Origin of the sequence: Fictibacillus barbaricus (assembly GCF_014635025.1) — a bacterium.
In the GTDB taxonomy this organism is placed as follows: domain Bacteria; phylum Bacillota; class Bacilli; order Bacillales; family Fictibacillaceae; genus Fictibacillus; species Fictibacillus barbaricus.
Genome location: NZ_BMCE01000002.1, coordinates 1,477,845 through 1,489,896, shown reverse-complemented (window position 1 = coordinate 1,489,896; position 12,052 = coordinate 1,477,845). Strand labels below are relative to the sequence as shown.

At 38.9% G+C, this 12,052-nt stretch carries 15 protein-coding genes; 9 read left to right on the top strand and 6 right to left on the bottom strand.

What is annotated here, in order from left to right; all coding sequences use genetic code 11:
• Window positions 1-31: 31 nt before the first annotated feature.
• On the top strand, window positions 32-577 hold the full coding sequence (locus IEV52_RS17050; RefSeq protein ID WP_188403672.1) for a TVP38/TMEM64 family protein: 546 nt from the start codon (window positions 32-34) through the stop codon (window positions 575-577).
• Between the two features lie 219 nt (window positions 578-796).
• Here the strand turns inward: IEV52_RS17050 and wrbA are convergent, their stop codons facing one another.
• The 3 genes from wrbA to IEV52_RS17035 form a co-directional block, all read right to left on the bottom strand.
• Window positions 797-1,423, bottom strand: coding sequence for an NAD(P)H:quinone oxidoreductase (gene wrbA, locus IEV52_RS17045; protein WP_188403671.1), 627 nt, complete (start codon window positions 1,421-1,423; stop codon window positions 797-799).
• A gap of 97 nt (window positions 1,424-1,520) precedes the next feature.
• Window positions 1,521-1,952, bottom strand: coding sequence for a hypothetical protein (locus IEV52_RS17040; protein WP_205723987.1), 432 nt, complete (start codon window positions 1,950-1,952; stop codon window positions 1,521-1,523).
• Window positions 1,953-2,059: 107 nt separating this feature from the next.
• On the bottom strand, window positions 2,060-2,725 hold the full coding sequence (locus IEV52_RS17035) for a phosphatase PAP2 family protein (protein WP_188403670.1): 666 nt from the start codon (window positions 2,723-2,725) through the stop codon (window positions 2,060-2,062).
• Window positions 2,726-3,065: 340 nt separating this feature from the next.
• Here IEV52_RS17035 and IEV52_RS17030 point away from each other — a divergent pair, with 340 nt between their 5' ends.
• From IEV52_RS17030 to IEV52_RS16995, 8 genes are all read left to right on the top strand, one after another.
• Window positions 3,066-3,290, top strand: coding sequence for a hypothetical protein (locus tag IEV52_RS17030; RefSeq protein ID WP_188403669.1), 225 nt, complete (start codon window positions 3,066-3,068; stop codon window positions 3,288-3,290).
• A 78-nt stretch (window positions 3,291-3,368) separates the two neighbouring features.
• Window positions 3,369-3,584: a hypothetical protein gene (locus IEV52_RS17025; RefSeq protein WP_188403668.1), complete on the top strand. Its 216-nt coding sequence runs from the start codon at window positions 3,369-3,371 to the stop codon at window positions 3,582-3,584.
• Window positions 3,585-3,744: 160 nt separating this feature from the next.
• Entirely contained in the window at window positions 3,745-4,986 is a 1,242-nt protein-coding gene (locus IEV52_RS17020) for an MFS transporter (protein ID WP_188403667.1), read from the top strand.
• A gap of 175 nt (window positions 4,987-5,161) precedes the next feature.
• A complete protein-coding gene (locus IEV52_RS17015; protein WP_188403666.1) occupies window positions 5,162-5,719 on the top strand; it encodes a DJ-1/PfpI family protein in 558 nt (185 codons plus the stop codon).
• 210 nt (window positions 5,720-5,929) lie between these two features.
• Window positions 5,930-6,574, top strand: coding sequence for an FMN-dependent NADH-azoreductase (locus IEV52_RS17010; RefSeq protein ID WP_268234784.1), 645 nt, complete (start codon window positions 5,930-5,932; stop codon window positions 6,572-6,574).
• A 120-nt stretch (window positions 6,575-6,694) separates the two neighbouring features.
• A complete protein-coding gene (locus IEV52_RS17005; RefSeq protein WP_188403665.1) occupies window positions 6,695-7,306 on the top strand; it encodes a nitroreductase family protein in 612 nt (203 codons plus the stop codon).
• A complete protein-coding gene (gene ytzI, locus IEV52_RS17000; protein WP_188403664.1) occupies window positions 7,281-7,583 on the top strand; it encodes a YtzI protein in 303 nt (100 codons plus the stop codon). The genes IEV52_RS17005 and ytzI overlap by 26 nt, the downstream gene beginning before the upstream one ends.
• Window positions 7,584-7,613: 30 nt before the next feature.
• The gene (locus IEV52_RS16995; protein ID WP_188403663.1) at window positions 7,614-8,537 is read left to right on the top strand and encodes a DNA-3-methyladenine glycosylase family protein; all 924 of its coding nucleotides are present in this window, start codon (window positions 7,614-7,616) and stop codon (window positions 8,535-8,537) included.
• A 64-nt stretch (window positions 8,538-8,601) separates the two neighbouring features.
• Here the strand turns inward: IEV52_RS16995 and IEV52_RS16990 are convergent, their stop codons facing one another.
• From IEV52_RS16990 to IEV52_RS16980, 3 genes are all read right to left on the bottom strand, one after another.
• The gene (locus IEV52_RS16990) at window positions 8,602-9,537 is read right to left on the bottom strand and encodes an ATP-grasp domain-containing protein (RefSeq protein ID WP_188403662.1); all 936 of its coding nucleotides are present in this window, start codon (window positions 9,535-9,537) and stop codon (window positions 8,602-8,604) included.
• 95 nt (window positions 9,538-9,632) lie between these two features.
• The gene (locus IEV52_RS16985; protein ID WP_188403661.1) at window positions 9,633-10,841 is read right to left on the bottom strand and encodes a DUF4129 domain-containing protein; all 1,209 of its coding nucleotides are present in this window, start codon (window positions 10,839-10,841) and stop codon (window positions 9,633-9,635) included.
• Window positions 10,835-12,052, bottom strand: coding sequence for a DUF58 domain-containing protein (locus tag IEV52_RS16980; protein WP_188403660.1), 1,218 nt, complete (start codon window positions 12,050-12,052; stop codon window positions 10,835-10,837). The genes IEV52_RS16985 and IEV52_RS16980 overlap by 7 nt, the downstream gene beginning before the upstream one ends.

Here is a 12,052-nt window from a genome sequence, read left to right as displayed (position 1 = left end):
GGTATGCCTGTTAGAGGAGGGATTATGTTCCATGTCAGAAACAGTTTTACATTTTTTTAGAGAGTATAGAGAATGGGCTATTTTGATTTCAATAGTACTCAATATCTTTATTGCTGTCCTAGGTCTAGTTCCTTCTGTTTTTTTAACAGGAGCAAACATCATTTTCTTTGGTTTTTGGAACGGAACGCTTATTTCTTTTATTGGAGAGGCAGCTGGAGCCATGGTTTCATTTGCTATGTATCGAAGAGGGTTCAAAAGGGTCTCTAGGGAGAAGCTTAAAAGGTACCCCCGGGTGGTAAAACTGCTTGAAACGAAAGGGAAAGAAGCTTTTATTTTAATACTTTCATTACGATTATTTCCATTCGTTCCTTCAGGAATCATAACATTTGCCAGTGCGATCGGGGCTGTGTCGGCAGGAATATTTATTGCGGCTAGTTTGATTGGTAAACTGCCAGCACTCTTGCTTGAAGCATATTCCGTCTATAACTTGACGGAATGGAACACCGAAGGAAAGATAATAGCAGGGCTATTGGCAGTAATGGTTATATACATAACTTTTAAAAAAGGAAGATCATAAACAAAATATTTGCATACCATAGGGAACGATGGTGTGAAAAACGTCTTGGTATACTTAGAACAAGGAACAATCGAGGTAGAAGAGATTCTTCTAAAGTAACAAATTCAGACATGCGTGAAGCCATCGAAGACCAAGGGTATGATGTAAAAGGATAGAGAAAAGCCTCTCCGATTTGGAGAGGCTTTTTTATTTATTATGATCATGGTAGTCCGAAAATGTTTAAAGGATTCCCTTGAGAGCTTTAGCCACTTTTGCAACCCTTGCTCCAAGGCGAGTAGCCATAGTTTTCTCAACATCTTGAGGCTGTATGCTTCCGTCTGCTCCAGCAACAGTTGATGCAGCATAAGGGGAACCCCCAATACCATCTGCTGTCATCTGTTCAGGATTTTCACCATACGGAAGACCCACATAGATCATCCCAAAGTGCATGAGTGGAACGAATGAAGTAATCGCAGTTGATTCTTGTCCGCCATGAATGGTGTTCGAACTTGTAATCACAGCAGTGGCTTTTCCTTCAAGATCGCCATTAGCCCAAAGACTTCCGGCAGAATCCAATAATTGTTTGATCTGAGCAGGCATCATCCCGTATCGAGTAGGGATACCCCATACAATCCCATCTGCCCATTTTAAATCATCAAGCGTAACTTCAGGAATATCTGCCTGTGCTTCTTGTGCTTTTACATAAGCTTCTTGCTGAGACATATATTTTTTCGTAACTTCGAATTCAGGGACTTTTACAACTTTAACTTCTGTACCGTCTACTTGCTTTACTCCCTCGGCAGCAGCAAGCGCCATTTCGTGAATATGACCATAGGAACTATAATACACAATCAAAATATTAGCCAATGTATGACCTCCTTTAATAGTGTGACATAGAGTCTCTTCCCGTTTTTAACCAATTGAAATCATAAAAAATCCGCCTGATTTCCTCAGGCGGTGCAATTTAATAATATGGATACGGATATGGCGGGTAGTACGGATATGGGTAGGGTTGGTATGGCGGATACGGCGGATAATAGTAAGGGTAAAGAGAAAGTGCAGCAAGTGCCGCAAGCGGGAAGATTTGCCGCTGAAACCTGCGATAATACCTTCTCCCATATTGCCTTTGATCCCGCTGGCCACCCTGATATCCTTGCTGGCTCATCTGCTGCTGCTGTGTCACCTGCGGACTTTCCTGTTCGCCTTCTTGTGCTTGAACCATGTTCTGTGGAACCATCATATAAACATTCTTCTTATCGATATCTGTAATAATGCCTTCAACTTGCTGTCCATCAGTTGTTTTAACATGAACATTGTAATACATATGCTGCTTGCAAATCTGATGCATATTATCTGCACGGATCTGTTCTGGTGAACCTTCATACTCATTGCTCATCCTTTTCACTCCTTCCCATGTTATTTTTATTTTTGTTTTCTGTGAGTTATGCCTGGACGGTAAAACAAAAAAGAACTGCTACAGAGAGCAGTTCTTTTGTACAATCATTAACTTTTTTCCGTACTTTGAAGTTTGGTTTTAAACATGCGTTTAAAGAAGTTGGATACCGTTTCGGCTTCCAGGTAATAAAACAGTTTAAAAAGAAGGCTTCCTAATAAGATGCCAGCTACGACATCGAGTACAACATGCTGTTTTACAAAAAGAGTCGATAAAATGATGCTGTAGGAGATGGTTGAAACAATTATGTCCTTTTTTATCGTCCACATCTTACTATGACGGATTCCTAAAATCATTAAGTAACTGCTCAATACATGAATACTGGGAAAACAATTGAAAGGCTGATCAGCACCATAAACGTATTGGACCATCTTAGTAAAAATCCCGTCTGACATTAATTCTGGTCTTGGAACAGTCGTTTGAAAAAAGAAGTAAATCACATAGCATACAAGCATTCCTGCACAAAAACTTAATAAGGTCCTATAATAGATAGCCCGGTCGTAAATACAAAAATAAACAAACATTAAAAAGATAAAAGCGTACCATAGTACGTAGGGAACAACAAAAATCTCTAGAAAAGGAATTTGTTGATCTACAGCTGTTATGAGTTGTCTCGCTCCGCGTTCCCCATGGTTTAGCACCTGATAGATGATATTCAGCAAAGGGATAGAGAGGAGGAGACATAATGCTAAAATGTTTTCTTTTACGATTCGCAATAATAACTACTCCTTTGTCTATATCATCGACTTATTAACTTATTCCCGTTATGTGAGGTTTTACACGTTTAAATATACCTTTTTGAGATTACCATAATATGGCTTATTTGTCATAGGAAATGAGAATTATTTCAACAAACTTTTTTGACAAGATGTTTTATTGTCTAGTCTTCCCTCCGAACGCTCTTAATCCGGCTTCCACTATTTGTTCCATTAAGAAATTATAACAGTAGTATATGTAAAGGAAATAATTTTTGACTTTTCTGATAAAAGGCATATAATGAAGGTACAACCGTAAGACCTATTGCATAATTAACCTCTTTGAAAGGGAGTGTTATGGATGTATGTAGGCAATACCATTAAGGTGAACCGTTATAACGGGGAGTACTTTAAAATCAGCAAAAAGTGGCTGATGGAAGTGGTTTGGAATAAATACAACATGCCCTTACAAGATTTTTTGATGTCATACGACAGATCGGACAGCGATTATATTTTTTCGCTGGCTGAGCGGCAAGCGATTGATTATCAAGTAGAATATGATGAAGACTACCTGTATATCGGGTAGTTTTTTTATTAGAATAGTATGTCAAAAGCCCTCCTTCCTACATACACTGTGTTTAGGATTTTGCGGGAGGGAACGGATATGGCTAAAAAAAATGCAAAGAAAAGTACGAAAAATAAATATGATAGCGTGGTAAACAAATATCAGCATACACAAAAGATGGTTACAAGTGAAACATGCATTGCCTGTAAAACTCAATGTTCAAGAGGTTTGGAATATATTGAGCGTATGTCGATCCCAGGCGCAGTAGGAAAAGGAGTTGCCTGCCACCTCACAAAAGGTAGAGGACATAAATAACAATTTGGAATCTTGAAGCTGGCTCATCCATTTATGAGCTGGTTTTTATTTTTTCGGTGGTCAATAAGTAAGCAGGTTAATCAGATCATACGCATCCCCACATTATATGCTACACTTATTCCCATACATGTGATTTCCATAAAAAGGATGATGGCATATCATGATTCAAGCAAATCGTAATTTTCATTATTTATGGAGCGGCCAAACTCTTGGGAACCTAGGGGATATTTTATACATCATTTGTTTAATTTCACTTGTCTATAATGAAACGGGATCTGTACTTCATATGGCTCTGATACCATTTGTGAAGACAATGTCTTTACTTGTTTCAGGTTTTATTGCACCTATATTTATTGAAAAATATAAAAGGACAACTCTTTTATTCACCACGTTAACCGCTAAAACCATTCTTTTATTTGGTCTCTGCTTAATAACGTTATACGGTATAGACACTACTTTTACATATGCGCTTTTATATGTATTGATCGTTATCATTTCCTTGCTTGAAGGTATAGGAAATCCAGCACGCCGTTCCATGGTGCCAGACCTTGTAGAGGAACAAGAGCTTGTAAGAGCAAACAGCTTTATTAGTGTCGCAAACCAAACTTCTATGCTCTTAGCTTGGCCGCTAGGTAGTGTGCTTTTGGTCGTTTGGGGAGAGCAGAATATGCTTTGGCTGACAGTCGTTCTTTTTCTTCTTTCATCCATACTAACGTATCAGATCAATTTAAAAGAAACCATGATAAATGAGAGTCAAGAGTCTAAGTGGCTTGCCATGAGAGAAGGGTGGGAGTTGATTTTTAAATCGAGAAAATTAACAACACTTACAGCTATGGACGTTTTGGAAAACTTTGGACACGGTGTATGGATCGCGGCCATTTTGTATGTGTATGTTGAAACAGCGATCGGAAAAGGAGAAGCGTGGTGGGGATATATTAATGCAGCTTTCTTTGCGGGGATGATGATTGCTGGAATTGTGGTATACCGCTTCTCGAACAGATTTGAATCTCACTTGAGTTTAGTCATTATGACAGCTACGCTCTGTTTATTAGGACTAAATGTATGGTTTGGTTTGACTTCATCCCCATGGGTTGCTTTGATGGTGTCGTTTATCTTTGGATTCCCTCAAATGGCAAGAGATGTTTCGCAGAATACATTGATCCAGCAGACACATAGAGACAAACAGCTAGCCAAAGTTTATGCCTCCCACGGTACGCTTGTTTATGGTACGTTTGGATTGGCGACGCTGGTGCTGGGGTGGTTTGCAGAAGAATTTGGGGTTCGTGCGACATATATACTAGTGAGTACACTGTTTTTGTTTTCCTTCCTTATTGCTTTTATTAATCGGGAAGTCCTACATTCTGATTATAAAAAAGAGCCTTTAAAACAAACGATGATATAAATACCCGGTAGTTTCTATTTAATAAGTTGGGAAAACTGCATGTATATGACTAAAAAGAAAGCACATGTTCTCCTTCAATTTTCCCAATACAAAGGTTTTCCTCATCCTGATACAATTAGTTTACACCCTCTTCCCAGCAAGACGGGTAGATTAGTAACAAGAACGGGTGAACGATGTGAAAAAGAAAGTACTTGTCTATTTGTATCCACAATTTAGAGAAGTTGAGGTCATGACAACTTTATCTATTATTGGTAAAAAATACGAAGTGCTGCCTTTCTCACTTTTGCCAGGGACTGTTACAAGTGAATGTGGATTGTTAATGCAGCCCACGATCAAAATGAAAAACATAAGTCCAATGGATTATGAAATGTTGATCATCCCTGGTGGTAAACAGGCATTTACCCAAGGCAATCCAAGACTGCTGCACCTTTTGCAGGTTTTTAACAGGGAGAATATTAAAATAGCAGCAATTGGCAATGGCGCTGTTATTTTAGGAAGAGCAGGTATTTTAAAAGGCAGATCATTCACTGTTTCTTTGCATGAAGAAGAAATGATTAAAGCTGGAAACTGGTTAAATGGAACTATTCAATCCAAACAGATCGTTGAGGATAAGAACCTGCTAACAGCCAAGAGCCATGCCTATATTGATTTTGGTTTAACGATTGGGGACCGTTTGCAATGTTTCGACGGCCTTGAAGAATATAATTTTTATAAAGGTACAAGTTCCTTTTAGCGGAACACTATCATCATGCTCCCCTTTTCGCTTTCCGGCATTGCTGGAGAGCGTTTTTTTATTGGGAAAAAATACTAAATAATATAATGATAATTATTAAAAGTTCAATGCTTGACAAAAGTAAGTTAACCTATTATGATGTAAAAGAATCAACTTACTAAAGAGAAGTTAATCACTAAAATGTGATTAAACAAAAAGGAGCGAGTTACTTTGAAAGTACTTTATATCAATTCAAATCCAAAACCTATGGACCAATCGTTCGGACTTCGTCTAGGACGTCATTTCCTGAATGAATTAACAAATCAAAATAAAAACATTGAGATCGAAACAGTAAACCTTTATGAAGAAAACATTCCTTTAATTGATGCAGATGTATTAGATGCCTGGGGCAAACTTGCTGGTGGCCAGGAGTTGTCACCATCTCAAGTGGAAAAAACAACACGTATGGGAGAAGTATTAGAACAGTTCCTATCTGCAGATATGTATGTATTTAACACGCCAATGTGGAACTTAAGTTATCCTCCAATGCTTAAAGCATATATCGATAACGTAGTGATGGCAGGGAAAACGTTCAAGTACACTGAAAACGGACCTGCAGGTCTACTAGGCGGAAAAACAGCTGTTCACATTCAATCACGTGGAGGCGTTTATTCTGAAGGACCAGCTCAGAGCTTTGAATTTACAAACGGCTACCTTCAAGGTGTAATGGCGTTTATCGGAATTACTGATTATCACCATGTGTTTACTGAAGGTATGGCTGCTGCTCCTGACCGTGCTGAAGAAATTCTAGCAGAAGCAAGAGAGAAAGCTACAGAATTGGCAGTGGATTTAGCTGCAGCTAAGCGCAACGCTTAATTCTTTGACTTGGATTGATAAGCCGCTATAATGGGTGGCATAGTAAAGAGGTGTCGGCAACATAGGCACCTCTTCTATTTAATGTAGTCAGCTAAGAATTAGGAGCAAGGAGTGGAGAGAATGAACGAAACATTTAAAGTTATGGAAGAACGATCTTCTGTCCGACTTTATCAAAAAGATAAAGAGATACCGAACGAGACACTTCATAAAATTTTAGAGATGGCTGGAAAAGCACCTTCTGCTTGGAACCTTCAGCATTGGCGCTTTATTGTAGTAACGTCACAAGAGCAAAAGGAAAAGCTTTTTCCAATTGCGTATAATCAAAAGCATGTACTTGATGCTTCTGCGGTTGTTATTGTTTTAGGGGATACAGAGGCAGATAAAGTAGCAGCAGAAGTATTTGAAAAAGCACCTGAAGAAGCAAGAAATATTTTGCTGAAAAATATTAACTCTGCATACTCACAGGGACGTGCAATAGGTGAAAGAGAAGCACTTAAGAACGCTTCACTTGGAGCAATGCAGCTTATGCTTGCAGCTAAAGCCGCTGGTGTGGATTCTTGTCCGATGACTGGATTTGATCATGCTGCAATTGTACCTGCACTTGGTATTCCAGAACGATTCATTCCTGTGATGATGATTACTTTAGGGTATGCAGATGGTCCAGCAAAACCAACTGACCGTTTTGAAATTGACCGTTTAGTTATGCATGAGAAGTACGAAGAAAAATATTAATCTAACTACTCAAGCAGTTGTGCCTTGTCCAGGCATGACTGCTTTTTTTATCGAAAAATATGCTATTATACAAATAAAGTCAGTTTTAATAGAAGGAGCATCTATGAGCACTTTAACGATATCCATACTGGTCTCACTTGTGATCATTATTTTTGTAATTGTTATTTTTGCGGCAGCAATCACAAAAGGCTATTCCTATAAACATACTGTAGATCGTTTAGAAGACAATCCATATATCCGAACAGAAGAAAAGAATGCTGAAACACAAAAAGAATAAGTGAATGACTGTATGAGGAGTTGAGAGGGTATGAGGTTTACACTTACACCGAAACCGCCGTTCGATTTTCAGAAAATGATGCAGCGGTTAACGGTAACAGGGAAGACTCATGTGTTAAAACTTAATAAACAATTCTCAGAATACGAAAAAATCATACGTGTAGAAGATGTTTCTTGTTATGTAAAAGTTATCACAAGAGGGACTGTAAACGAACCACTTTTAGAATGTCACGTTCAAGCATTGAATGGGGATGTATCTGAAGGAAAGGCTAAGGAAAAGATTCAGCAGCTTTTCTCTACAGAGGTCGATCTCTCTCCGCTTTACCAACAATTTTCAGTACATAAAGAACTTGCAAACGTTCTTAAGCGTTTTGAGGGCTTAAAGCTTCTAACCGATTCGGATCTGTTCGAATCAATCGTAAAAATTATTATAGGCCAGCAAGTAAATTTAACGTTTGCCGGTACTTTAACCGAAAGACTTATACAGCGTTCTGGAGAAGAAGTAAATGTTGGAGGTGAAACCTTTCAAACTTTTCCAGGACCAGAGTCGGTTGCAAAACTAACCTATGAAGATCTTCGTGAACTGCAGTTCAGCCAGCGAAAAGCAGAATATATTATCGACCTTGCCAGGCTCATTACAGATGGCAAGCTGGACTTTGAAAATCTTTGGACGATGACGGATGAAGAAGTAATAGAAACGCTTCTTCCGATCAGAGGAATCGGAAAATGGACGATCGAATGCCTTTTGATCTTTGGGATGGGGCGGCCGGATGTTTTGCCTGCGGCAGATATCGGGTTAAGAAATGCCATTAAGCAGGTTTGGGAGCTGGGAATGCAGCCTACAGAAGAAGAGGTCAGAAAGCTTGCAGAAAACTGGAGACCATGGCGTACTTACATCACTTATTATCTATGGGAAAGCTTAAATCAGACACCGGCTGTTGTTGATCATACATAAAAAGGTGAAGCGGCTTCGATAAGAAGCGCTTCACCTTTTTTACGTTCTTAAAGGAACAAATGATTTAAACGTGTAATTCTTTTCCAAGAAATTCTGCGATAGCTTTCATGCCGTAAATACCAGCTTTTTCTTCAGCATCACGATTATAGTTTGTATTTGTATTCACATCATATGCGTACACATTTCCATTTTTATCAGTAATGATCTCTATTCCTGCAAACGTAATGCCATTTGCTTGTAAAAATGCTTCATAATTGGATTGAAGAGGAAGTACAAAATCCTTTACTATTCTAAACTTAGGCTCTGGTTCTTCTGGTTGTTCAGTGATAGGACAGAACTGATCACCAATTTGGCAAGCATCCGCTGGGCATAATTCAAATCCTTCAGACGTGTCTACTTGAACCGCATAGAGAAACTTGCCGCCGATAAATTCGCAGCGAACAATGTAAGGTTCAGGAGCTTCAATATAGTCTTGTAGAAGTGTTATTCCATCGATTGAATCATCAAAATTTGAGCTGTTTACGTATGTTTCAAGTGCTGATTGAGATTGAAAAAGCTGAACACCCAATCCTTTTCCTGCACGGTTATGTTTTGTGATGAAAGGACCATTAAAATTGCTTGCTGCTTTTAATAACTCTTCCTTCCCATAAGCAGCTATTGTACGGGGAACAGGAATATCAAACACTTTTAATGCGCTGTATTGATTCACTTTGCTGATTTCTAGCTGAAGCGCCCTGCTGTTGTTCAACACTTTCCGACCGTAACTTTCAAGCCAAGCTAGAACCGCAGATGTGTATTCAGGTGCGTAACGGTGGCCACGAGTGTGAGAAGAAGCACTCATTCGGTTATAGAAAATACCTTCTGGTGGAGCCTCGGTAAGATCAATATGACCATTAGCCATGTGCCAGTCTTCATAGGGAAGACCTAGCTCTTCAAAACGCTGAAATAATGGGGCAGTCCATTCGCTGTTTTCATGTATGACATAGATCTTTTTAGTCATCATATCCTCCTAGATGTAATTCCTACTACTTCTATATCCCTAGTCTATAATATGTGAGATGCAATGAACAGCAAACTGAATAAAAAAAGAAGCCTTTATTTAGGCTTCTTCTTTTGAAGATGATCTGACTTTTCAAGTTTTTTTATAGCCTCTGCATAGCGGTTAAATTCTTCATTCGAAATGGTTTCTTCACCGTATCGAACTTTTTCATATGCGTGTAAAACAGTTTCTGCTTCGTTTCCAGACAACTGAAGCCGATCAAACCAGAGGGCAGGGGATTCACCAGGCAGCCTCGGAAACCCGCGCTTATCCAATGTTTTTTCAAAGTGCATAAATTTCTTTCGTGTCCTGTCCTTAGAATGTAGCCATCTCCTTTTGTTAGATGGAGGGTCATCCAGGTCAGAACTATTCAATACGGAAACGTTGCCGTTTAACAATGCGTTTGAATGTAGATTGAACAATAAGTTTTTTTTCCAAATAAACAACAAAACCATGATTACGAGCAAGGCAACTGAGGTCCACAACAGAAGAGAGAAATCAGTTAACAGTTCTTCTTGCTTTTGTTCAAGAATCTCTTTGTTTTTCCCAAAATCACTCTTTCCATCCTCCTCATTATTAAAAAATTTCATCAGCCAGGCAATTGGAACCGACAGAAAGCTGAACAACTTCCATAATGGCACTGCCACTATATAATACAGCAGAAACAAAAAACCATCTAAAAGCCAATAAATGAATCGTTTTAGAGGTCCTAAGAAGAAGAAGATCATTCCGCTTAAACCTACTAGTGCCAGGGGGACAGAAAAGTCTTTCCATACTTTGTCCGCGGAAGAGTTCTTAAAATAATGGACAGTCATTTTAATTCCCAGCATAAGCATGAATTGCAACCATACAGCTCCGTACATGACAGTGAATCCGTCCTTGAAAAAAAACGAGAGGAGCAATGATAAAATTGCTGTTATTGTAAAGATAGCTTCTAGATCTGCCTTTAGCGGATCCTGCCAGTTTTCTGTACTTCTCCAAAGAAGGATCAGAGCGATTGAGGCAGAAAAAAGAAGCGAAGACGTTACAAACCAAAATACAATGGCGGACAGTATAACGGTACATACCAGTGTTAATTTTAATAGCTTGGGTTTATAGATGTACATCGCGCCGCTAACAGCAGCTATAGACACTATTGCTGCTGCAAACAATCCAAGATCCATCCATGCAGCTCCTTGTAAAAGGAGAACATACATAATAAAGAGAAGCATAGCATCAAAGAGCATATTCATTCCATACAAAATGATTCGCTGTTTATTTAACATGGAACGACCTCCAGTGAAGTGTATGGCATCAAGTATGCTTCATTTCCATCTTGCTTCACAATAAAGATCTTACCGCCTGATCTAATCCATCTTTTTGTCGTGAAATGAGTATTTGAGTCGTTAGGAATATGTCCGAGGAGGATAATAAAAGGAACTGAACCTGCAAAGTTCCGGTCCATTTTTGTCCACATAATAATCGGTCTTACCGTTACATTTGAACGATCAATACGTGCAAGACCTTCTAGTATTCTACTTAAGTGCAAAGCACCGCTGCCGGTTGGAACATGATACATCCCTAAAGGACCTGGCAGTTTAAAGTTAATATAGACTTCAAATGGAATGCCCTTCTCAGCAGCAAACTGACACATATATGCAAGATAACTGATTTCACGTTCCATCGCTTCAGAAGATTTCATATCTTTATGATCAGGCAATATGGTATATACAAACGTCCAATGATAAACAACGGTTTTTTCAAATACTTTTGTTTGGAGAGTTCCGGTTCTTGCCGTCGCTTTCCAATGTAATTTATGAAAGGCGTCACCAAATGAATATTCTCGATTTCCAGCTGGAAGTGAAGCATTCTCAAAAAGTGCAAACGGCCGTGCAGATTCACCGCTTCCTTCATGAAAAAGGTGCTCGATCCGGTGAACAGGATGTGGTTTGGGGTATACGATAATTTCAACAGGAAATAAGTTCTGATAACCCAATGACTGACCGCTAATCTGAAGCGGGTCGTGAATTTGAAGAGTAACATTCGAGATTCTTGTTGTTCCTCTTCTTAAAGCCACGAATGGGACTACTTGTGTAAATGCAGTTCTTCGATAAATGGCAAAAGGGCGTTTTAACTCAATCCTGCCTTTTGAACCTTGATTAACATCTTGTATGTTCTTTTCTGAAATGACATCCCGGTGAGTGAAAATGAGTTCCCCTCTGAAAGAAGGCCATTTCCCTTTATGAAGCAGTTTTACATAAAATTCATCAGAATCTCCAGGGAACAAACGATACACTTGTTTAGCCTGATCGATCATTAGTTCCCGAGAGGCTGATTTAAACTGTAATAATGTCGCTCCATATAAGAACATGATGATCAGACCCAATAAAAATAGAAAGGATATGTTACGGTAAAAGCCGATTACGAAAAGTAAAGGGCTGAATAGAACCATTGCTCGAAAGATTGGTTTAACCCATACTTGATTACTCCACTGCAT

Bases quoted from the DNA above. Each gene is read 5' to 3' on its own strand.
- IEV52_RS17050 (WP_188403672.1), top strand. From the start codon at position 32: ATGTCAGAAACAGTTTTACATTTTTTTAGAGAGTATAGAGAATGGGCT.
- IEV52_RS17040 (WP_205723987.1), bottom strand. From the start codon at position 1,952: ATGAGCAATGAGTATGAAGGTTCACCAGAACAGATCCGTGCAGATAAT.
- IEV52_RS17030 (WP_188403669.1), top strand. From the start codon at position 3,066: ATGTATGTAGGCAATACCATTAAGGTGAACCGTTATAACGGGGAGTAC.
- IEV52_RS17025 (WP_188403668.1), top strand. From the start codon at position 3,369: ATGGCTAAAAAAAATGCAAAGAAAAGTACGAAAAATAAATATGATAGC.
- IEV52_RS17020 (WP_188403667.1), top strand. From the start codon at position 3,745: ATGATTCAAGCAAATCGTAATTTTCATTATTTATGGAGCGGCCAAACT.
- IEV52_RS17005 (WP_188403665.1), top strand. From the start codon at position 6,695: ATGAACGAAACATTTAAAGTTATGGAAGAACGATCTTCTGTCCGACTT.
- ytzI (WP_188403664.1), top strand. From the start codon at position 7,281: ATGAGAAGTACGAAGAAAAATATTAATCTAACTACTCAAGCAGTTGTG.
- IEV52_RS16995 (WP_188403663.1), top strand. From the start codon at position 7,614: ATGAGGTTTACACTTACACCGAAACCGCCGTTCGATTTTCAGAAAATG.
- IEV52_RS16990 (WP_188403662.1), bottom strand. From the start codon at position 9,537: ATGACTAAAAAGATCTATGTCATACATGAAAACAGCGAATGGACTGCC.
- IEV52_RS16985 (WP_188403661.1), bottom strand. From the start codon at position 10,841: ATGTTAAATAAACAGCGAATCATTTTGTATGGAATGAATATGCTCTTT.
- IEV52_RS16980 (WP_188403660.1), bottom strand. From the start codon at position 12,052: ATGCAGTGGAGTAATCAAGTATGGGTTAAACCAATCTTTCGAGCAATG.